The following is an 18,975-nucleotide window of genomic DNA, read 5'->3' on the forward strand; positions in this document are numbered from 1 at the left end:
TGTTCTCCCGCGCCGCAGGCGCTACGCGGCCGGTGGCGAAGTGTCGAAGTCCACCACCAGCGGCTCGCGCCCGCACGAGCGCACGAAGGCCACCAGTTCCTGCGGCGCCAGCCCGACGCTCTCGGTCTGCCGCAGCGGATGGAAGTTCAATTGCGCATCGCCCATCAGCGAGGCATCGATCACCACCGTCACCAAGCCTTCCTCGTCCTGCATCAGGCCCAGTGGCGTCAGCGCGCCCGGCTGCACGCCCAGCAGCGCCTGCATGCGCTCGCCGGCCACGAAACTCAGGTGCCCCTTGCCGCCCACCAGCGCGGAAACCGCCTTCAGATCCAGCGTCCGGTCCTCATGGATCGCCAGCAGGAAGTGCCGGCCCTTCTTGTCCTTGAGCAGCAGGTTCTTGGTGAATGTCCCGGCCATGGCGCCGCGCAGCGCCTTGCCTTCCTCGACGGTCGCGTGCTCGGGATAAGGCACCACCTTCGCGTCGATGCCCAAAGATGCGAAGCGCTCGAACAGGCAGCGGTAGGCGGTTTCATCGGTCGTTTCCCGGTTCATGCGCCCACCTTCGCGGCTTTCGACCGCTGACGCATCCCCAGCCACAGCAGCGACAGCGCCGCCAGCGCCAGCCACGGGATCAGTGCCAGGTTCATGGTCTGCCAGCCCAGGGCTTGCAGCAGCCCGCCCGCGCTGAAAGAGCAGGTCAGGCCGACAACGAAGATCGTCATGTCATTGATGGCCTGCGCACGCCCCTTCTCGGCAGCGTTGTAGGTGTCGGTCAACAGCGTCGTGCCGCCGATGTACATGAAGTTCCAGCCCACACCCAGCAGCACGAGCGCGCTGGCGAAGGAGCCAAAGCCCGTGCCGGTGAGCGTCGTCAGGATGTGCGCGATGAACAGCACCACGCCCGTGAGCATGATGCGCAGCACGCCGAAGCGCGCGATCAGCGAGCCGGTGAAGAACGACGGCAGGAACATGCCCAGCACGTGCAACTGGATCACCGTGGCCGCCGCACCCAGTTCGTGGTGATGTAGCCGCATGGCGATGGGCGTCGCCGTCATCGCCAGGATCATGATGCCGTAGCCCGTGGCGGCGCCGAACAGCGCCACGAGATAGGCGGGCTGCGCGACGATCTGCTGCCAGGGTCGGCCCTTGTCCACCGGGCCGGTAGACGCGGCAGGCGCAGGGATGTGCAGGTTCAGCAGCACGCCCGCCGCCACCATCGACACCACGGCCAGGATCAGGAAGGAACCCAGGTACTCGGGCGAGAGCAGCGGCCCGCCCAGCCTTGCCAGCAACGGCCCGGCCAGCGCTGCGACCACGCCGCCGGCCATCACCAGCGAGATCGCGCGTGGGCGGAAAGCCGCGTCCGCCACTTCGCTGGCCGCGAAACGGTAGAACTGCGCGAACGCCTGGTAGCAGCCCACCAGGAAGGTGCCGAAGGACAGCAGCGGCAGCGAAGCCTGATGGATGCCCCAGGCACCCACCAGGCCCCCCGCCACGCCCAGCGTCGTGCCGATCAGGAACCCGGCCCGGCGGCCGGCGCGGGCCATCCACATCGAGGCCGGAAACATCATCGTGGCCGTGCCGAGGAACATGGTGGCGATGGGCAGCGTGGCCCAGCGCGGCGATGCGGCGATCTGCCCGCCGGCCAGGCCGCCGACGGTCATCACCATCACCGACACGATCTGGAACAGGGCCTGCGCGCAGGCCAGGATCAGCACCTGGCGGTGCATGGGGTTCTTGAGCATGAGTTTCTTCGCGTTGTTGTTCGATTCATCGACTCGCGATGGCGCGCAGGCGCTCGGCCACGGCGTCGATCTCGGCTTGCGTGGTGCCGCGTCCCAGGCTGAAGCGCACTGCGCCCATGCCGACCGGCTCGGGCACGCCCATGGCGGCCAGCACGGGCGAGAGTTCCACACGGCCCGCATGGCAGGCCGAGCCGGTGGATGCGGCCACGCCGTCCAGATGAGCCAGTACCTCGGCGCCGATGCGGCCGGCGAAGTTCACGTTCAGCGTGTTGGGCAGCCGGTGCTCGGCGTGGCCGTTGAGCACCACGCGCTCACCGAAGATCGCTTGCAGCGCTTGCCAGAAGTGATCGCGCAAGGCGCGCAAGCGCTCCGGCTCACCAACATCGAGATTCGTTCTCGCCAGTTCGCAGGCCGCGCCCAGCGCCGCAGCCATCAGCACGCTCTCGGTGCCGGCGCGGCGGCCCGCCTCGTGGCCGGCGCCGTGGATCAGCGGCTCCAGCGCCGTGCCGCGCCGCACGTACAGCGCGCCTATACCCTTAGGCGCGTAGAGCTTGTGCCCGGCGATGCTCAGCAGGTCCACGCCGAGGTCGTCCACCTTCGTCGGCAGCTTGCCGACGGACTGCGCCGCATCGGTGTGGAAGCGGATGCCGTGTTCGCGAGCGATGGTGCCGATGACCTTGATGGGTTGCAGCGTGCCCGTCTCGTTGTTCGCGTGCATGACGCTGACGAGCACAGTGCGCGGTGTGATGGCGCGGCGCACCGCCTCGGGATCGACCCGGCCCGTGCCATCCACCGGCAGCCGCGTGACGCTCGCCCCCAGTCGCTCCAGAAAGGCCAGTGGCTGCAACACCGCCGGATGCTCCGTGGCCTCGGTGATGATGTGCTCGCCGCGCTCGCGCAGCGCGAAGAAGCTGCCCTTGAGCGCGAGGTTGTTGGCCTCGCTGCCGCCGCTGGTGAAGACGATCTCATCCGGCGACGCGCCCAGCAGCCCCGCCACCTGGGCGCGAGCATGTTCCAGGGCCGCCTTGGCTGGGGTGCTGGCCCAATGGCCGCTGGATGGGTTCCCGTAGGCCGTCTCCAGCAGCGGCAGCATGGCCGCCTGCACTTCCGGCGCGATGGGCGTGCTGGCGTTGTAGTCGAGGTAGATGCCGGCCATCAGAACACCAGCACCTTGTCGGCGGCCACGGTGGCGGCGGCCAGTTCATCCATCGTGCTGCGGCGTGCGCCGGGCATCACTTCCTCGTCCTTGATGCCGCGCGCATCCAGGCAGGTGCCGCACAGGAGCACCTCGCCCTGGGCATTGTTCGTCACGCGGCGCAGCATGCGTTCAACGTTGTAGTAGCCGTCGGGGGTCTTCTGACCGGCCTTGCAGCCGGAGACGGCATCGGCCATCAGGAACACGCTGACGTGGTTGGCCGCGTCCTTGAGCAGCGTGGAAGCCAAGCGCAAGGCGTTGTACATGCGCTCGGTGCCGTAGGGCGGGTCGTTGATGATGAGGAGGGTTTTCATGGAGGCCCCAGCGGAGAAAATGGCTTTTGTCCGGGATGGCTTGATGCTGGGCAGCAATCATGCCATCATTCAATCAATGTGTTGATTGTGTAATTGTGAAATCCATGTTGTCAACCTCATCCGAAAGCCCCAAGCACGTGGTGTTCGAGAACCTGGCCGCCGTGGCGCAAGCGCTGGGCCATGCGCATCGGCTCGAACTGCTCGAAGGCATGGCGCAGGGGCCGCGCAGCGTCGAAGACCTGGCCGGACTGGTCGGCCTGTCGATGGCCAACGCCTCACGCCACCTGCAACTGCTGCGGCGCGCGCGGCTGGTGGAGGCCGAACGCCAGGGCAAGCGGGTCTTCTATCGCCTGGCGGGCGATGTGGAGGTGGTGGCGCTGCTCAAGGCGCTGGGCCGCGTGGGCGAGCGCAACATCGCAGAGGTACGCGGCGTGATGCGCGACTTCTTCCATGACCGTGACGCGCTGGAAGCCGTTTCGCGCGAAGAACTGGCCGAGCGCCTGAATGCCGGCCAGGTGACGGTGCTGGACGTGCGCCCGGAAGCGGAATACGCGCTGGGCCACGTGGCGGGTGCCATCAACATCCCGGCCGACGAGCTGGAGCGTCGCCTGGCGGACTTGCCCAAGGGCCACGAAATCATTGCCTACTGCCGTGGGCCGTACTGCGTGATGTCCTTCGAGGCCGTGGCGGCGCTGCGCGCCAAGGGCTTCAAGGTGCGACGGCTCGAAGACGGCTTCCCGGAGTGGAAGGCGGCCGGGCTGGCCGTGGAGGCTTGAGCCTCGCCGTTGTGCAATCAAGGATCGACATGCAAGCCATCCAAGATCATTACCCGGCCGAATTCGCGCACTGCTACGGCTGCGGGCCAGCCAACCCCCAGGGGCTCCATCTCAAGAGCTTCATCGAGGGCGAGCGCACCCATGCGCGCTTCTCGCCGGCGACGATGTACAGCGGCGGCTATCCGGGCAACGTCTATGGCGGCATGCTGGCCTCGCTGCTGGACTGCCACGGCACCGCCAGCGCGGCGGCCTTCGCATACCGGGTGCAAGGTCGCGTCATGGGGGATGGTGGCCCGCCGATCCGCTTTGTCACCGGCTCGCTGAAAGTGGACTACCGGCGGCCCACGCCGCTGGGCGTCGAATTGCTCATCGAGGGCACGCTACGTTCGCTGGAGGGGCGCAAGGCCATCATCGATTTGACACTCAGCGCCGGCGGCGAGGTGTGCGTCACAGGCGAGATGGTGGCCGTGCAATTCGCGGCGAAAGCCTGAAAACAAGCAGCCCCTCGGATGAGGGGCTGGCAGGTCAGGCTTCGTACACGAAGTAGTGCTCGCGCTGACGAGGGAAGAAGACATGCTTCCATGTGTCGCCGCTGGTGTTGCCACCGTCGAAGACGACCATTTCGTAGTCATCAATGTCGGTGTCCATCAGGTCGGCGCTGACGATATGGCGCATGTGCAGCGCGCCGTGCGTGCGCTCGAATACCAGGATCTGGCCGATGGCGTCGTCCTGGCTCATGGCGTTGACGCAGGCTCCAAGCTGATGCTCGAAGTCGGCTGCGGGCGAGATGAGGTCGGGGAACATGAGGTTGCGCCTATGAAAATGGACCAGCCCGGCTCCTGGGGGAAACGGGCTGGCATGGGGGGACAATGAGGAAGGCCGGCGTGTCGCGCGGCTGCTAGGACTCGGCCAGCGGCAGGCCCAGCAGCGCGGGTGCGTCGGCGTCGAGGATCAGAATGCGCACATCGGCCTGGCCGGCCAGTTCAAGGATGTTTGCCAGGTCCTCCGGCATGCCCTTGTTCCGGTGCTCCTGCCGAAGCTGCTCGGCGGTGATGCCCTCGGCGTGCTCCAGGTTCTGGTCCGTCCAGGGCGTGGAGATCAGCTTGACGCCGATCGCCGGGCTGTACGGCACACGGAAGGCGATGAACAGCATGGCCTCCGGCGTGGCGATGTCCGCCAGGTCGGCGAGGTAGTGCCAGGTATCGACCGTGATGTGCTCGCGGCTGATCTCCCAGCACCGGCTGTAGTAGCCGGTCTCGAAAGTCAGGCGCTGCACCACTTCCCGCGCAGCCTCGGCCGAATAGGCATCGCCGACGTGGACTGGGCGACCGTCGAAGTCCTCGCCATGGATGGCATAGACCACGGCACCAATCACGCCTTCGCCGCTGACGCCTTCACCGGCGTCGCATTCGGCCAGCACGTCGTCGCTCAAGGGTTCAGGGCCATTGCTGACCACGGCGAAATCGTTGGTGACGATGCAGGACGATGAAACCAGTTCTTCGTCGGAAAGGAATTGCTGGCTCGCGTGGATGTTGCGCCAGACATGCGGGCTTCCATCGTCGTAGCTGATGCACAGCGTGCGGACGATTTTCAGATTCCAGTAGCCGCGAAGGAAGGGATTAGGATTCTGGGACATGGGATCTCTCCAGATTGAATAATGGAGCCAATCCCCGCCACCGGGAATTGGACCCGGTGGGTTGAAAAATGGAAAAAGCGTCAGGCAGCGCCGACCATGGCGTTGTCAGCACTGCGCTGGACTACGGGAAACAAAATGAGGGGCACGGCCTCGTGGGCGCGTGCCCCTCGTGGGGAGTGAACGAAGACGTGGTGGTGTGCCGGAGACCGGCTCACCAGCCGTTGTAGTTCACGAGCAGGTCGGCGAGGACCTTACGGCGTTGCAGGTCGAGACCGTCGAAGTCCGACAGTCCGTTGAAGTGGCAGCGCTTGAGCATGGCACCGCCCTCGCGCGCGTTGTAGAAGCTGACCATGGCGGACAGGAACATGCGTTCGCCGCTGCTCAGGACGCCGAGGGCATCGTTGAGCCGCAGCATGTTGGGACGCAGATCCCACTTGCTCTTGGCCTGGTTCAGACCTTCACGGGTGCCGTCACCGAACCATTCGGGGCCAGCGATCTCGACACCGCGCTTCCAGGCCTCGAAGAAGGCTTGGGGCGCGGCCGCGAAATGCTGTTCTTCCCGCATGATCTGATCGACGACTTCCCGTGGCAGTAGCTGGTTCATGACGTGATTCCTCCAGTTGGATCAGGGAATGGCGAGCTGGGACCAGCCGCCTCTTTCGAGGGCACGTTGAGCCGCGGCATGGCTGCGGAAGTACTCGCGGGATTCCCGCGAAACGGGCCCTTCGGTATCGCGCGTGCCGATGTAGTGACCGGCGGCGCTTTGCAGGACTTCGAGCGGCAGGAACTTGCCGCAGTAGGTCGAGGCCAATTGGCCGAAAGAGGCTTGCTGGGACATGGACGGGCTCCTTGGAAAAGCGGGGCCTCGTCCCTCACGGGATGGCAGCTCCCGCACGCGGTTGAAAAAATGCATCAGCGTCATGGGGACGCGCGTCCGCAGACTTGATGCGATGCGGACTGGTGGGCAACGCGGGAGAGACCCGCGGCAGCTTGAAACCCTGGCTGCTGGCATGTGCTGACGAATCAGCGAACATGCGGGCAGCTTCGTGCGCGGGCCGCGTCGCGTCAGTTGGAAAACGGCATCCGGCCCACCCCCGATTGATGCGCGCAGAGAAAAAGAAACCCCGCATCGAGTGCGGGGCTGCCAGGAGAGTGCGTCGGTGCTGGGTCAGTCGGGCTTGTCGCCCAGGACATGCTGCTTCCACAGGTCGAATGCCTGCTCGGGCGCAAGCTCGGCGAGGATGACGATGGGCTGGGCCTGCCGAGCGCGCAGCGAAGCGAAGTACGCCTTGCGGTCAGCAATGGCCTTGAGCTTGATGCCCTTGATGAACAGCAATTTGCCGTCCTTGATGAACAGCACCTTGTTGCCGATGTCGCGGTTGAACGCGGCTCGCACCTTGCGTTCCGCGTGCATGGCGTCGGCAAGTTCATCGACCAGGAAGTCGAGCGTCATGTCGATGTAGTGAGGGTCTTCGCCCTCCTGGCCGAGGTTGAGCGGCGCAGGCGGCAGGCCCTTGGCGAAGGCTTCGGCCTGAGCCAGCAACGCCGCCTTGCCGCTGAGCGCGTGCAGGAACGTCGAGCCGCCGTGGCCGTCGTTGCGGGCCTCGGCGATGGGAGTGCCGTCGAACACGACGGTGGCGCTGAAGCACATCGTTTCTTCGCTGGCGAAATCTGCCACCTTGAGGCTCTTCAGCGTGATGCGGTTTTGCTTGGTGATGTTGTCCATGGGAAGTCCTGAAATCGACCGGGTGGCGACATGCCCCTGACGGGACGTGGCGGCCATCCCGTGGGTTGGAGAAAGAGGCATCGGTGCCCCGGTGGGCAGCGTTCGCCGGTGAGATGCCGAGGCGAACTGGCGGGTGGCGCGGGTGGAACCCGCGGCAGCCTTGACACCCTGGCTGCGGGCTGCTGCCAATACATCGGCAATGCAGGAGGGAGAATGGCGCGGCCCGCAGGCTGCGTCGCCGATCAATCCGAAGCGGTCGAGCCCGTCTTGTGCAGGTACTGCACCAGGCGCTGGCCCAGCCATGCCATGCACGGTACAGCCATGGAGTTGCCGATCGCCTTGTAGCGTGGAGCGTCGGCGGCGGGCTTGCCGCGGTAGGTGATCAGCGTGTAGTCGTCGGGCATGCCTTGCAGCCGCTCGCACTCCACGGGCATCAGCCGCCGCACCCGCCAGTGCGACCAGTCGCCGGGGCCAGGGCCGTTCCAGTCGTAGCGGAAATGCGCCTCGAAGTCGGGAGCCAGCACATGGGGCTTGTCCGCGCCGCCGCCGCTGGTGCGAAGTGCGCCCGCTACGGTGCCGCCCAACTCGGCGGCAAGGCCGTTCTCGCGGCCACGCAGAGATACGCAGGCCACCATCGGCACGCCGTAGCCCGGCTTGCCGTTGGACAGCACGGTGCAAGCCACCTGTCCATGGCCGGATTCGTAGCGCACTTCACCGCGGTTGTTCTGCGCGAAAGCGATGGCGGGCACGACACCGGCGTTCGCATGGCTGTTGCGATGGCCGCCAGCGCGCAGCGTCGGCGTCAGGTCGAACGTGGCATCGGCGCCGCTGCCCTGGGCAGTGAAGGCGATGATCGGAACACCCTTGCCGGTGCCATCCTCGCTGCTGCCCCTGCCGTTGTTGGCGGTGTCGAGGGTGTGGGCGATGCTGCCGACGACCGACTGCACCATGAACGTCTCGGTGCGAATGTCGTGCTTGGGGCCAGCGGCCATCAGGCACGCCGCCACATCGACGGGGCCAATGCCGCCGCTGAATCCGAACGTCGTCGTGACCCTGCCGTAGGGCTGCTTCAGCCCTGCGAATCCTGCAAGTCCTGCGCATGCGCCTGCTGCTTCAGCACCCGGTCCAGCATCGTGGGCAGCTTCTTGCCACGGCGCGCGGCCCGCACAAGAATCCCCGAGCAGGCCTGCGCGCTCAAAAAGTACTTCTGCGGGATCGAGGTCATCTCCACCACTTGCCACAAGAAACACGCGCTTGCGGCGTTGGGCGACACCGAAATATTGAGCGTCGAGCACGCGCCACGCGATGCGGCGGCGGGGTCCAGACACACAACCAGCGTGCGCCCACCGATCCCCTGGCGGCTGGAGCGCACGGCTTTCCCCGACCAGTGCCCCCAGGAAATGCCCGAAGGCATTGCTGCGGTCGTTGAGGACGCCGGGGACGTTTTCCCAGACGAGCGTGGCCGCCGGGCGGCGGTCTTGTTGGCGGGTTTGGTCGATGGCATTGGCAAGCTCCACATAGGCAAGGGAAAGGGCTCCGCGCGGGTCATCCAGCCCGCGCCGGCTACCTGCAACGCTGAACGACTGGCACGGCGTGCCGCCGACCAGGATGTCGGGCGCCGGCACGGTGCCGGCGCGCACCTGGCGGGCGATCGCGGTCATGTCGCCCAGGTTGGGCACGTGGGGGTAACGGTGGGCGAGCACGGCGCTCGGGAACGGCTCGATTTCGGCGAACCACACGGCTTCGAGGCCGAGGGGTTGCCAGGCGAGGCTCGCGGCCTCGATGCCGCTGCACACGCTGCCGTACAGCAGTGGCGCGGCCTGGGGCGCACCGCGTGAGGTGCGAGGTTGCGGGTTCATGTCGGGTCTCCTGTTCGTGTGGCCCTGGACCGTGTGGCCGGGCCGGGACGTTGATCGGCAGGAGAAAGGCGCCGAAGGCCGTGTGGCCTTCGGCTCGGGAGGACGGAACCACCCGTGGGCTGTTGCAGGCCCGGTCGTCGCTAGAACCGTCTGCTGTCAGCAATCGCACCCGGCGCATGTCGTGGTTGGCGCCGGCATCTTCTGGCGCACATCCGCGCACAAAAGGAGCCCAGTTTTTCGCCGTTGGGCACGGCATCGAATACCGCTGACCACGAAGGGTCTCCGGGTGGCTCGCAGGCCGGCAAGCCACCGGGGGACCCTTCGCAGAGGCGGAAAATGCTGATCAGCAGAACGCGCCGGGAAACCCCGGACATGGTTCGTGGAGAAGCTACCTTCAGGTCCCGCGGCTGGGGGACGGCTGGGCGGGACGCGCACACGGACAAGAGAAGGCGTTGCGCGCTGGGCGTCCCGCAGGGCGTGCGGGACATGGGCCACGCCGCCGATGGCGGGCACGGCTCTCGGGGAGCGGGGTCGGTCAGGAGCCCTTGCGGCCGCTACTGCGCGGGCGCGACGCACCGCGCTTGGACGTGCCGGAATCGACCGGCAGCGTGCCTTTGCAGTCGGGGTAGCGACTGCACGACCAGAAGGGGCCGGTCTTGCCGGTGCGCTGGCGCGTCGGTGCGCCGCACTGCGGACAAGCAGGCCCCTGGGGAACCTTGATGGACAGCGAGGTGCTGCCGTACTGCACGATCAGTTGCGAAATCCATGCGGCCTGCTTGCCGATGAACACATCCAGTGTGAGTTGTCCGGCCTCGATCATGTCGAGCGCCTGCTCCCACACGGCGGTGGTTCCGGGGTCGGCAATCGCCGCGGGTACGGCATCGATCAAGGTGAACGCCGCATCCGATGCGCGAATGGAGCGCCCCTTCTTCACGATGTAGCCGCGGGTGATCAGCCCGCTGATGATGTTGGCCCGTGTCGCCTCGGTGCCGATGCCGACCGTATCCTTGAGCTTCTGCTTCAGGCGCGGGTCCGTCACCAGCTTGGCGACCCCCTTCATGGACTTGACCAGTTCGCCCTGCGTGTACGGCTTGGGCGGCATCGTCTTGAGCGCCTTGATCTCGGCCTCGGCCACCTGGCACGCCATGCCCTCGCGCAGCGGGGGGAGTACCTGGCTGCGCGCCGTGGCTTCACCGTCCTCATCCGCTTGCGGTTCGGCCAGCACCAGGCGCCAACCCTGGGCGACCATCTGCTTTCCGGTGGCCGCCAACTTCTGTTGGCCGCAGGACAGCTCGGCGACAGTGCGGTCGAACTCGTGGTGAGGGAGGAACTGCGCCAGGTAGTGCGCCCGGATGAGCCGGTACACGGCCAGCTCCTTCTCGCTCATCGCAGAGAGGTTCGCGGGTTCGAGCGTCGGGATGATGCCGTGGTGGGCTGTCACTTTGCCGTCGTTCCAGGCGCGCGAGCGCTGGTAGCGGTCGAGTTGGCCCATGATCGGGCGCAGCGAGGGATCGGTCTTGAGCAGGCTGTCAAGGACAGTCGGCACTTCCGCGAACATGCTTTCGGGCAGGTAGCCGGAATCCGAACGCGGGTACGTTGTGGCCTTGTGTGTCTCGTACAAGGCCTGCGCGATTTCGAGGGTCTCTTGAACATCCAGCCCAAGCTGCTTGGAACAAACCTCCTGAAGCGTTCCCAGGTCGAACAGCAGCGGCGGACCTTCGCGCACGCGCTCGGTCTCGACTAATAGGACCTGGGCGCTGCCCGCAGCGCGGATCTGCTGCGCGGCCTGCTGGGCGATCGGCTGCTGCAGGCAGCGACCGGCGTCGTCGGTGCAGCCATCGGGCGGAACCCACTGCGCGCTGAAAGCCTGTCCACCTGCGGACAGGGACACGTCGATGGCCCAGAACGGCACCGACTTGAAGGCCGCGATCTCGCGGTCGCGGTCCACGACGAGCTTCAAGGTCGGCGTCTGGACGCGACCGACGGACAGCACGCCGTCGTAGCCGGCCTGACGCCCGAGCACCGTGAACAACCGGCTGAGGTTCATGCCCACGAGCCAGTCTGCGCGTGAGCGCGCAAGCGCCGAGTAGTACATCGGCAGCGTGTCGGATGAGGGCCGCAACTTGCCGAGCGCGGTGCGGATCGACGCATCGTTGAGCGCCGACAGCCATAGCCGCTCGATGGGGCCGCGGTAGCCGCACAGGTCGATGATCTCGCGGGCGATCAGCTCGCCCTCGCGGTCGGCATCGGTGGCGATGACCAGATGAGTCGCCTTCGCCAGAAGCGCTTTGACGACCTTGAATTGCGTGGCGGTCTTCGGTTTGACCTCGACCCGCCACTGCTGGGGAATGATGGGCAACTGCTCCAGCGACCAGCGCTTGAGCGCCGCGTCATAGACCTCGGGAGCTGCCGCTTCTACGAGATGGCCGATGCACCAGGTGACGGTGACGCCGGAGCCGCTGAGACAGCCTTCACCGCGCTGCGTCGCGCCGAGGATTCGACCAATGTCTTTGCCTTGCGATGGCTTCTCGCACAAGAACAGCCGCATGTCCGTCCATCCGAATTCCGTGGTTCATTGAGTTGCTGGAATCGAGGATGCCGAGCATCACCAGGGGCAGCAGCAAACAAGCCGCATGCGGTGGCGACCACTTTCATGGGATGGAATGGCCGGGACGGAAGTGGCGTGCGGCCGGGGGTGTGCGGGCCGGGAGCCACGATTTTTTGGAGCGCGCGGACGCCGGTAGACGTTGATGGAGCTATCCCCTGGGGATAGCTCGCGAGGGCGTGGGGCGACGGACGACTGCCGCCGCCCCATGCTGCATCACTTCCTGCGCTTCGGCTCCTTCGGCGCGGTCGGTTCCTGGGCGGCCTGGGAATTCGGCTGCGTGTCCTGCGCGGTCTCCTGCTGCCTGGGGCTGAGGGTCACCGACTCGATGCGGAACGGCAGGATGCCGACGCTGCGCGCGTTGATCTGCCAGGTCTCGCGCGGCTGATCCTCGTTGTCCGTCCAGGGTTCGCGCTCCATGCGGCCGACGACCAGCACGCGCATGCCTTTCTGGTACAGGTCCTTCCAGTGCGCGGCGTCGCGGTGCCAGATTTCCACCGGCGCCCAGAAGCCGCCGCGATCCTCGAAGTCGCCGCCCTTGGTGGGGACGGGGTTGTCGAAATACACGTTCAGCCGCAGCAAGCGCCGCGGTTCGTCGTTGCCGTTGGGAAACTCCCGGTACTCGGGGGGCGAACCGATGTTGCCTTCGCCAGAAAAATGCGTGCTCATGTTGCAATCTCCGTGGTGGTTGAAATACCCGCACCTGGTCGGCGGCGGGCGCGTGCTGGGGTGCCTGGCGCGATCACCGATCACGCATGGCGGATGGCATGGACTTGAGCCGGCGCAGGTAGGCGTCTTCCGCGTCGGCGGCCTTGCTGGCGCACTCCTGGGCCTGCCTGCCCAAGGTGTGCAACAGGCTGATCTGCATGTTCAGCGTGATGCGCTGAAGCTCGATCGCGTGCAGGTCGGCCAGGAGGTTGACCGGCGTGCTGGTGCTCGCCATCAGCTCCTGCCACAAGGCGACGCCCATGGCCGAGCGGTCGTGCTTGCGCCAGCGAAGAAACGCCGTGCCTGCGCCAGTGGTCTGCTGGGCCAGCTCGATTGAGAGCAGGTGGAAGGGATGCCCGACGGCCTGTGGCAGCACCTGTCGCTGCGCCAAGCCAATCAACTCGTCGCGCATGGCGAAGCACTGGCTGGCCCAGGCCTCCAAGTCCCCTTTACCTTTAAAGGGCTTTAAAAGGCCTTTTAGAGAGCCTGCGTGTTCCAGCCGCATGAAGGCGGTCTGTTGCAGCGGGCGGAAGTAGCGGGTGTCGCGGTTCGGGTCGCTCATGGCTGCGCGTCCTCGTCGGCGGCGGCCTCGGGTGCCTCGGTGGTGGCAACCTCGTCGGTGGGCGATGCGGCTGCGGCAGGACCGTCACCGCGCTGCTGCAGGCCACGGCGCACGATGGGCGGCGCGAACTTCGAGCGGCGCGTGCCTTCCAGCACGTCCTGCGGCAACTCGCCGAACTTCTCCAGCGCCGCCCGGGCTGCGGCGTTCTTCGCGGCGAAGTCGTCGCGGGTGCAGCCCGAGTAGCGGTACTGCTGGGCCAGCGAGAACAGGCTGCGCAGTGCATGGGCGCCTTCGTTGAGCCAGCGTTCGAGCGTCGAGCGATCGATCAGCGCGGTGTGGTGCGCGAGGATCAGCTTGCGGGCGATGTCGTCGTAGTCGGCCAGCAGATACACCGCGGCAAAGCCCAACTGCGCATTGACGAACAGCGGCAGCTTGACGGGCTGCACGTTGAGGTTCTCGCCCAGGGTGAGTGCCGGCGGCACGCTCGCCAGGGCCTGGTCCACCTGCTCGCGCAGCGATTGCAGCGTGGCCTTCGTCTGGTCGAGCTTGTCCTCGATGCGCAGCATCCAGAAGTCGCTGTACGGGTCGTCCTGCTCCGAGCCGCGCCGCATCTTGTTCATCTGGGCGATGTAGCCGTTCAGGCCGACGATGCCGGGTCGCCCCTCGCCGGCGGCGCGACCGTGCCAGATGCGCGAGGCGTGGTGAGTGTGCAGCGTCAGCGACATCGCGCTGCGCAAGGAGCCGAGATTCAGTTGCAGAGGTTCGTTGGTCGTTGCCATGGTGTCCGCTCGTTGTTGGAAAAGAGCGGCCAGCTTCGGCAGGAAGCGGAAGGCAGTCAGTCAACAAACCGAAACCCGCCCGTCCCCGGTTCAGGGCGCGGCGGGTGCATGAGACGCGAGCTATCCCCAGGGGATAGCTCCATGGAGCGCCAAGGAACGCTGCACGCCCGGATCAGCGCGGACAAGGACGATCTCGCGGCAAGCGATCGGGGCTTGGCGTGCAGCGGTTCGACGTCGTAGCCGTCAGTGGAACTATCCCCAGGGGATAGTTCCATGGAGAGCCAAGGAACGCTGCGCGCCCGGCTCAGCCCGGACAAGGCCGATCCCGCCGCAGGCGATCGGGGCCTGACGTGCAGCGGTTCGACGTGTAGCCGTCAGTAGAACTATCCCCTGGGGATAGCTCTGCTGGAAGCCACTGGCATCCACTTCACCGCCTTGCAGGCCCGCTCACTTGCTGGCGAGCAGGTTGCGCAGCCGCTCGATGTGCTGTTTGGCGACTTCTGGCGGCACCGGCTTGCCCTGCGGCTGGGATGGTGGCGGTGCTGGTGGTGGCCGCTCATTCGGCGGAGCGTATGCAGATGGCGCGTCTTTCTTGGCCCAGGCGTTGAACTCGCCATGGATGGCCCGTTGGATGATGCCGAACAGATACCCCGCAGGATTGCGGATGCCGTGGCTGCTGCATCGCGTGGCCCATTCGTCCAGCACAGCCTGCCTCAGCGAGGCATCGACCTGCTGCAACGCCACCCGCGCACCTGTCTGCTGCTCTGCCTTCAGTTCCGCGAAGCGTTTGGGCCATTGGAGGTCGCCCAGCGCGCGCGCCTGCGCTTGTGCGTGCGCGGTAGTACGTACTTCATTAATACGAGTACTACGTACTGTACGGGCCTGCTTCGGATTCCGAAGAGAGGCGTCTGGCGCGGGTTTCGACCCTGCTTCGGATTCCGAAGTGGGGTCGTCAGGATTCCGAAGAAGGCTCGTCGCCCCTTCTTCGGATTCGTGCGTGGCGTCCTCCTGTGGATAACCTTCGTGCGCCCCAGCGCCCTGGCTGGCGAGGCGCTCGGCCAGGACTTGCAGCCTCGACGGCAGGGTGCGCCCGGCCAGCATCGGGTCTTCGCCGATTTCCTTGAGGGTGTGCAGGCCCACGATCTGAACGGTTTTGGCCGAGTGGCCGAGCGCCTGGCTGACCAGTTGCAGGTAGTCCGGGTCGAGCTGCATGGCCTCGAACGGCGTCAGGGGTTCGTCGTGCAGCACGTACAGATTGCCGAGGATGCGGCCGGTCCTGGCGTCGCGCCGTCGCCGCACCAGGCTCAGCCACCGGGTCAGTCGCAGCAGCGTCAGGGCTCGCGCCACGGTTTCATGCGAGGCCTGGCCGGCGCAGGGCATCGAGGCCAGCCAGGGCCGCAACTGCTCATAGGTGGGGAATGCGGTCACGCCGTCGTCGTTGAGCATCAGCCGGAACACCTGCCAGGCGTTGCGCTCCAGCGGCGTCAGGCGGCGGTCGAGGAACAGCCGCCGCGGTACGGTCTCGTGCCGATTGCCGCTGAAGAGGAGCGCATCGCCGGTCGCGGCCGGTGTCGCAGGTGACGGCACGGGTATGCGCTCGGGAGCGGGTGTTGGCGGGTTGGGGTTGGGCTTGGGCGCAAAGTTCTTCAGCGCCGCATCGAACAGGTCAGCGAGTGCGACGGGGCCATGGCGTGGCGCGGTATCGTCCACGGCCATGGCTCAACCCAGTCCCTGATCGACCCACGACTTGATCGCGGCCCAGACCACCGACAACGGCAAATCCATGCCTTCGGCGAGGTCCATGGCCGCGTCGAGAATCGAGGTCTCGTCCTCCAGGTCCACATTCCTGCTGCTGGTGATGGCTTTCCAGCGCCGCCACAGTTCGACGTCCTGCTTCTCGTCCAGGACAGGGTGACGACCCTTGCGCTTGGGCAGGCCCAGCACCTCACGGCGCAGGGCGACTTCCTGATGGGTCAGGCCATAGAAGCGGCTGACCATCTCCGTGCTGGCCCCCAGGCGCAACATGCGATCGACGGTCGCGATTTCCTTCTCCACGTCCTGCGCCTGCGAGAGCAGACGCCGGAGCACCTCGCGGTTCACGGACACGGAACACCACGAGACATTGGCGTTGGCGAGCACGCTCACCATGGCGGGATGCTTGAGCGCATCCAGCTCGGCCTCGCTGAAGCCCATCGCCTTGCAGCGGCGCAGTTGGCCGTTGCGCAGGTCGTAGAGCGCCTGGGCGATGACGGCCTGATTGAGCGGGTGCGGGGCGGCCATGCGGGTCTCCTTCCTTCATGCCCCAGGGCCTGCGGCACCGGACTCCAGGTCCAGCAGGCGCCGGGCCAGGCGCAGCAATCGGAACAGCTTGACCAGCGCGGTGTCGCTCAAGCGGCGGGTCGCATCGCCTTGGCCATGCAGCAGCGCCGGCAGTTCGGCGGCAAGCTGCCCGCCGTCCAGATCGGCATCGGTGAAGCTCTGGCCTGCCAGGCTCGCCAGCAATGCCAGCACGACGCGGCCCTGCGGTGATGGGGGCTGTGCGTTGGGATGGCATGCGAAGCCCACACCGTCCGCGCGGTCCTCGATGCACTGATCGAGGCCTGCCTCGCCCGCGATCTCGCGTGCGAACTGCGCGATGTGGATGCGCAGGCGATCGGGCGTGTCCAGGCCCGCGTCGATGTGCCAGACGTCGGAAATCGGGTAGAGACCGCCCGCCTGGACGGGAATGGACTGCAAGACGTTGGCCGAAAAATCGGGCAGCGCATCCCCCAGCTCGTCGGCGACCATCCGCTGAATGGATTGCAGCCGCTCCGTCGTCGGTGCAGGCGAAACGATGTGCCCCTGCAGCAGATCACCAGGAGCAGCCACGGGGCTTCCTGCGGGCGAGCCGTCCGTCCCCGAGCCGCCCTCGCGCTCGCGCGACCCAGGTGTGGTCGCCGGCGTCGGGGCCGATGGGGCCGGCGCGGCGGGCGGGCGTGCCACGGTGCCGGGCTCAGGCAGCGCGGGCGGTGCCGATGGTGGGGTCGGGTCGCTGATCAGGGCGCGATGGCGGCTTTCGGATTCGGTGAGGTCGAGCGCCAGTACGTCGTAGTCGATGCCGAGCAGTTCGGACATCTGGCCGATCAACTCGTCCTGCACGCGCTGGGGGGCGAACTCGTCGGCCTGCGTGTCGAACTGCGACAGCACCTCCTGAAAGAAGTCGTCGAAGTCCTGCACCAGCGTGCGGCCCTTGGCGTAGCGCTCCCACGCGAGCATGCAGGCCTTGCGCGTGACCGACAGGCGTTCGACTTGGTGGCGGCCGAGCCCGCCATAGAGCACGGTCGGGATCGCCGGCAGGAGGTAGCGCACCGCGTCGTTCATGCGGCTGATGTGCGACTGCTGGACTGGGAAGCCGTCGGCAGCGAGCCGGCGCGCCAGCTCCGACTGGCTGAGGGCGGCGCCGCTTTCCTGCTCGTAGAACTCGCGGACTTTCTCGACGCCGAGGGCGCGCTCGATGAACGTCAGGCCCCCGCGCAATTCGTTCTCGGCCAGGTGGCCGGTCAGCATCACGACTTCGCCGCGGCTGGGCCACGGGCGGAACAGGCACGATATGCGGAAGAACCGCTCGTCCTTGGTCTCCGACCACAGTTCGCGCAGGATCGCCAGGCGCGTGTTGCCGCCGTTGCGGATGATGTAGTGGTCCTCGCCCGGGCGCCGGGTGATCGCCGGCGCTGCGTCCAGGCCGCGCTCACGGATGGACGCCTTGATGTCCTCGTAGGCTGGGTTGCGCTTCTTCCTGGGATCGTGGTCGTAGGGGCGCAACTGGTCCAGGGTCACGACCATGGGCGTGTCGGCGATCGGGTCGCTCAAGGCCGAGGTGGACGGGCCGCTGCGCTCGAACCCGGCCGCGAGCAGCTTGCCGGCCATCTGCTGGGAGGTCATTTCAGCCATGGCGGCCTCCCTGCGCTGGGGACCGGGACTCGCGCTCGGCGCGGCGGATCTGCGCGCGGGCGTTGAGGGCCGCCCGGTGGTCGCTGGCCGTCGAACTGGTGTAGATCGCGGCGCAGCCTGCCTTCGTGAATTTGAGGTGGCCGCCTGGCGTGCGCTTGACGTGCCAGCCCTCGCCGACGGCGAACTCGATCAGGGCGCGCAGCCGCTTGTGGCCTCGGGCCAGTTCATGTGCGTTCGCCATGGGGCCTCCCGGTATCAAGAGGAAATGGCGGGCGGCCGGACACGCGAGCCAGTCGGTGCTGCCATTGCGGGAACAGTTCGCCGGCGAGGCCGCGCATGGTGTCGAGCGCGGCGGGGGCGACTCTGCCCGGTGGCTGGCGGTACTCGACGCGATGCACGGGCAGGCCGCGCGTCGCGGCGCGTGGATAGGCTTCGATGGCCGGCACGTCGGCGGCCAGCACGCGGATGCCGGTGTGGTCCTGGAACAGGTCACGCAGGGCTTGCTGGATCAGCCGGGCGTTCGCCGACACCGGGTGGACCCGGTTGATGAGCAGATGCAGCGGCGGCGGCTCGATGCCCAGGTGCCGGTACGGCGCGATGTCTTCCAGCAACTGCATGGTGCCGCGCCGCAGCTCGCGGGCGGCGAGGATTTCCGGGGTGACAGGCGACAGCGCCAAGTCGGAGGCCAGTACTGCCATCTCCAAGGTCACGCTGCGCGCGCCCTGGGTGTCGATCAGCACCAGGTCATAAAGGGGAGCCAGCATCGGCAGCAGGTGCCGCAACCGCAGGCGCCCATCCGGCGCGTGCAGCAGCAAGGTGTTCAGCTCGCCCCGATGGTCGTTGGACAGCACCAGGTCCAGGCCTGTGATGATCGTGCGGGACACGAGCTGGCCGAGGTCGCGCTCGTTGAAGGCCAGCAATTCATAGATGCCGCCGGGCGCGCGGTGGGCCAGCTCGTAGTAAGAGGACAAGGTGGGCTGCACGTCGAGATCGAGCAGCAGCACGCGCAGTCCCGCATCGGCGGCTAGCCCGCCCAGGTTGGCGGCCGTGGTCGTTTTACCGACGCCCCCTTTGGTCGAGACAATGGATACAACCTGCATGGCGTTCTCCGGGTGAGGATGGGAAGTCCGTGGGAGAACG

The 18,975-nt window shown here is 66.8% G+C and carries 21 protein-coding genes; 2 read left to right on the plus strand and 19 right to left on the minus strand.

Going from position 1 to position 18,975, the window contains the following annotated elements:
* Positions 1–21: 21 nt before the first annotated feature.
* Genes BN940_RS06180 through BN940_RS06195 form a run of 4 tightly spaced genes read right to left on the minus strand, consistent with a single transcriptional unit; the run spans position 22 to position 3,254 of the window.
* The gene (locus tag BN940_RS06180) at positions 22–552 is read right to left on the minus strand and encodes a prolyl-tRNA synthetase associated domain-containing protein (RefSeq protein WP_050450500.1); all 531 of its coding nucleotides are present in this window, start codon (positions 550–552) and stop codon (positions 22–24) included.
* Positions 549–1,745 (minus strand): MFS transporter, encoded by a 1,197-nt coding sequence (locus tag BN940_RS06185; protein ID WP_033448849.1) that lies wholly within the window; start codon positions 1,743–1,745, stop codon positions 549–551. Before BN940_RS06185 ends, BN940_RS06180 begins: the two co-directional genes overlap by 4 nt.
* 25 nt (positions 1,746–1,770) lie before the next feature.
* Positions 1,771–2,901 (minus strand): cysteine desulfurase family protein, encoded by a 1,131-nt coding sequence (locus BN940_RS06190; protein WP_033448851.1) that lies wholly within the window; start codon positions 2,899–2,901, stop codon positions 1,771–1,773.
* Positions 2,901–3,254: a DsrE/DsrF/TusD sulfur relay family protein gene (locus BN940_RS06195; protein WP_033448854.1), complete on the minus strand. Its 354-nt coding sequence runs from the start codon at positions 3,252–3,254 to the stop codon at positions 2,901–2,903. The genes BN940_RS06190 and BN940_RS06195 overlap by 1 nt, the downstream gene beginning before the upstream one ends.
* A gap of 104 nt (positions 3,255–3,358) precedes the next feature.
* Here BN940_RS06195 and BN940_RS06200 point away from each other — a divergent pair, with 104 nt between their 5' ends.
* On the plus strand, positions 3,359–4,030 hold the full coding sequence (locus BN940_RS06200; protein ID WP_033448856.1) for an ArsR/SmtB family transcription factor: 672 nt from the start codon (positions 3,359–3,361) through the stop codon (positions 4,028–4,030).
* Positions 4,031–4,059: 29 nt separating this feature from the next.
* Positions 4,060–4,521 carry a PaaI family thioesterase gene (locus tag BN940_RS06205; protein WP_033448859.1) on the plus strand — a complete coding sequence of 154 codons (462 nt, stop codon included), beginning with the start codon at positions 4,060–4,062 and terminating at the stop codon, positions 4,519–4,521.
* 34 nt (positions 4,522–4,555) lie between these two features.
* Here BN940_RS06205 and BN940_RS06210 read toward each other — a convergent pair whose 3' ends face one another.
* The 15 genes from BN940_RS06210 to BN940_RS06280 form a co-directional block, all read right to left on the minus strand.
* Positions 4,556–4,834 carry a hypothetical protein gene (locus BN940_RS06210; RefSeq protein ID WP_033448862.1) on the minus strand — a complete coding sequence of 93 codons (279 nt, stop codon included), beginning with the start codon at positions 4,832–4,834 and terminating at the stop codon, positions 4,556–4,558.
* A gap of 94 nt (positions 4,835–4,928) precedes the next feature.
* Positions 4,929–5,666, minus strand: coding sequence for a DUF5983 family protein (locus BN940_RS06215; protein WP_033448864.1), 738 nt, complete (start codon positions 5,664–5,666; stop codon positions 4,929–4,931).
* Positions 5,667–5,877: 211 nt separating this feature from the next.
* On the minus strand, positions 5,878–6,270 hold the full coding sequence (locus tag BN940_RS06220; protein ID WP_033448867.1) for a hypothetical protein: 393 nt from the start codon (positions 6,268–6,270) through the stop codon (positions 5,878–5,880).
* A 21-nt stretch (positions 6,271–6,291) separates the two neighbouring features.
* On the minus strand, positions 6,292–6,504 hold the full coding sequence (locus tag BN940_RS06225; protein ID WP_033448869.1) for a hypothetical protein: 213 nt from the start codon (positions 6,502–6,504) through the stop codon (positions 6,292–6,294).
* A 330-nt stretch (positions 6,505–6,834) separates the two neighbouring features.
* Positions 6,835–7,392: a hypothetical protein gene (locus tag BN940_RS06230; RefSeq protein ID WP_033448871.1), complete on the minus strand. Its 558-nt coding sequence runs from the start codon at positions 7,390–7,392 to the stop codon at positions 6,835–6,837.
* Between the two features lie 242 nt (positions 7,393–7,634).
* On the minus strand, positions 7,635–9,251 hold the full coding sequence (locus BN940_RS06235) for a DNA cytosine methyltransferase (protein WP_033448873.1): 1,617 nt from the start codon (positions 9,249–9,251) through the stop codon (positions 7,635–7,637).
* Positions 9,252–9,786: 535 nt separating this feature from the next.
* Positions 9,787–11,799 carry a DNA topoisomerase III gene (locus tag BN940_RS06240; protein WP_033448876.1) on the minus strand — a complete coding sequence of 671 codons (2,013 nt, stop codon included), beginning with the start codon at positions 11,797–11,799 and terminating at the stop codon, positions 9,787–9,789.
* 273 nt (positions 11,800–12,072) lie between these two features.
* Positions 12,073–12,525 carry a single-stranded DNA-binding protein gene (locus tag BN940_RS06245; RefSeq protein WP_033448879.1) on the minus strand — a complete coding sequence of 151 codons (453 nt, stop codon included), beginning with the start codon at positions 12,523–12,525 and terminating at the stop codon, positions 12,073–12,075.
* Positions 12,526–12,598: 73 nt separating this feature from the next.
* A complete protein-coding gene (locus BN940_RS06250) occupies positions 12,599–13,126 on the minus strand; it encodes a DUF3158 family protein (RefSeq protein WP_033448882.1) in 528 nt (175 codons plus the stop codon).
* Complete coding sequence (locus tag BN940_RS06255) at positions 13,123–13,905, minus strand: PFL_4669 family integrating conjugative element protein (protein ID WP_033448885.1); 783 nt, start codon at positions 13,903–13,905, stop codon at positions 13,123–13,125. The genes BN940_RS06250 and BN940_RS06255 overlap by 4 nt, the downstream gene beginning before the upstream one ends.
* A 447-nt stretch (positions 13,906–14,352) precedes the next feature.
* Positions 14,353–15,621: an STY4528 family pathogenicity island replication protein gene (locus BN940_RS06260; protein WP_033448887.1), complete on the minus strand. Its 1,269-nt coding sequence runs from the start codon at positions 15,619–15,621 to the stop codon at positions 14,353–14,355.
* A 3-nt stretch (positions 15,622–15,624) separates the two neighbouring features.
* The gene (locus BN940_RS06265) at positions 15,625–16,185 is read right to left on the minus strand and encodes a DUF2857 domain-containing protein (protein ID WP_033448890.1); all 561 of its coding nucleotides are present in this window, start codon (positions 16,183–16,185) and stop codon (positions 15,625–15,627) included.
* Between the two features lie 15 nt (positions 16,186–16,200).
* Entirely contained in the window at positions 16,201–17,835 is a 1,635-nt protein-coding gene (locus BN940_RS06270; protein ID WP_033448893.1) for a ParB family protein, read from the minus strand.
* The gene (locus BN940_RS06275; RefSeq protein ID WP_033448898.1) at positions 17,828–18,076 is read right to left on the minus strand and encodes a hypothetical protein; all 249 of its coding nucleotides are present in this window, start codon (positions 18,074–18,076) and stop codon (positions 17,828–17,830) included. The genes BN940_RS06270 and BN940_RS06275 overlap by 8 nt, the downstream gene beginning before the upstream one ends.
* On the minus strand, positions 18,060–18,935 hold the full coding sequence (locus BN940_RS06280) for a ParA family protein (RefSeq protein ID WP_033448900.1): 876 nt from the start codon (positions 18,933–18,935) through the stop codon (positions 18,060–18,062). Before BN940_RS06280 ends, BN940_RS06275 begins: the two co-directional genes overlap by 17 nt.
* Positions 18,936–18,975 lie beyond the last annotated feature (40 nt).

The sequence above is a fragment of the Castellaniella defragrans 65Phen genome (assembly GCF_000612685.1).
GTDB classification, from domain to species: Bacteria; Pseudomonadota; Gammaproteobacteria; order Burkholderiales; family Burkholderiaceae_B; genus Castellaniella; species Castellaniella defragrans.

Bases quoted from the DNA above. Each gene is read 5' to 3' on its own strand.
- BN940_RS06235 (WP_033448873.1), bottom strand. From the start codon at position 9,251: ATGAACCCGCAACCTCGCACCTCACGCGGTGCGCCCCAGGCCGCGCCA.
- BN940_RS06250 (WP_033448882.1), bottom strand. From the start codon at position 13,126: ATGAGCGACCCGAACCGCGACACCCGCTACTTCCGCCCGCTGCAACAG.
- BN940_RS06210 (WP_033448862.1), bottom strand. From the start codon at position 4,834: ATGTTCCCCGACCTCATCTCGCCCGCAGCCGACTTCGAGCATCAGCTT.
- BN940_RS06185 (WP_033448849.1), bottom strand. From the start codon at position 1,745: ATGCTCAAGAACCCCATGCACCGCCAGGTGCTGATCCTGGCCTGCGCG.
- BN940_RS06225 (WP_033448869.1), bottom strand. From the start codon at position 6,504: ATGTCCCAGCAAGCCTCTTTCGGCCAATTGGCCTCGACCTACTGCGGC.
- BN940_RS06190 (WP_033448851.1), bottom strand. From the start codon at position 2,901: ATGGCCGGCATCTACCTCGACTACAACGCCAGCACGCCCATCGCGCCG.
- BN940_RS06245 (WP_033448879.1), bottom strand. From the start codon at position 12,525: ATGAGCACGCATTTTTCTGGCGAAGGCAACATCGGTTCGCCCCCCGAG.
- BN940_RS06275 (WP_033448898.1), bottom strand. From the start codon at position 18,076: ATGGCGAACGCACATGAACTGGCCCGAGGCCACAAGCGGCTGCGCGCC.
- BN940_RS06260 (WP_033448887.1), bottom strand. From the start codon at position 15,621: ATGGCCGTGGACGATACCGCGCCACGCCATGGCCCCGTCGCACTCGCT.
- BN940_RS06255 (WP_033448885.1), bottom strand. From the start codon at position 13,905: ATGGCAACGACCAACGAACCTCTGCAACTGAATCTCGGCTCCTTGCGC.
- BN940_RS06215 (WP_033448864.1), bottom strand. From the start codon at position 5,666: ATGTCCCAGAATCCTAATCCCTTCCTTCGCGGCTACTGGAATCTGAAA.
- BN940_RS06220 (WP_033448867.1), bottom strand. From the start codon at position 6,270: ATGAACCAGCTACTGCCACGGGAAGTCGTCGATCAGATCATGCGGGAA.
- BN940_RS06195 (WP_033448854.1), bottom strand. From the start codon at position 3,254: ATGAAAACCCTCCTCATCATCAACGACCCGCCCTACGGCACCGAGCGC.
- BN940_RS06240 (WP_033448876.1), bottom strand. From the start codon at position 11,799: ATGCGGCTGTTCTTGTGCGAGAAGCCATCGCAAGGCAAAGACATTGGT.
- BN940_RS06270 (WP_033448893.1), bottom strand. From the start codon at position 17,835: ATGGCTGAAATGACCTCCCAGCAGATGGCCGGCAAGCTGCTCGCGGCC.
- BN940_RS06230 (WP_033448871.1), bottom strand. From the start codon at position 7,392: ATGGACAACATCACCAAGCAAAACCGCATCACGCTGAAGAGCCTCAAG.
- BN940_RS06180 (WP_050450500.1), bottom strand. From the start codon at position 552: ATGAACCGGGAAACGACCGATGAAACCGCCTACCGCTGCCTGTTCGAG.
- BN940_RS06200 (WP_033448856.1), top strand. From the start codon at position 3,359: ATGTTGTCAACCTCATCCGAAAGCCCCAAGCACGTGGTGTTCGAGAAC.
- BN940_RS06265 (WP_033448890.1), bottom strand. From the start codon at position 16,185: ATGGCCGCCCCGCACCCGCTCAATCAGGCCGTCATCGCCCAGGCGCTC.
- BN940_RS06205 (WP_033448859.1), top strand. From the start codon at position 4,060: ATGCAAGCCATCCAAGATCATTACCCGGCCGAATTCGCGCACTGCTAC.
- BN940_RS06280 (WP_033448900.1), bottom strand. From the start codon at position 18,935: ATGCAGGTTGTATCCATTGTCTCGACCAAAGGGGGCGTCGGTAAAACG.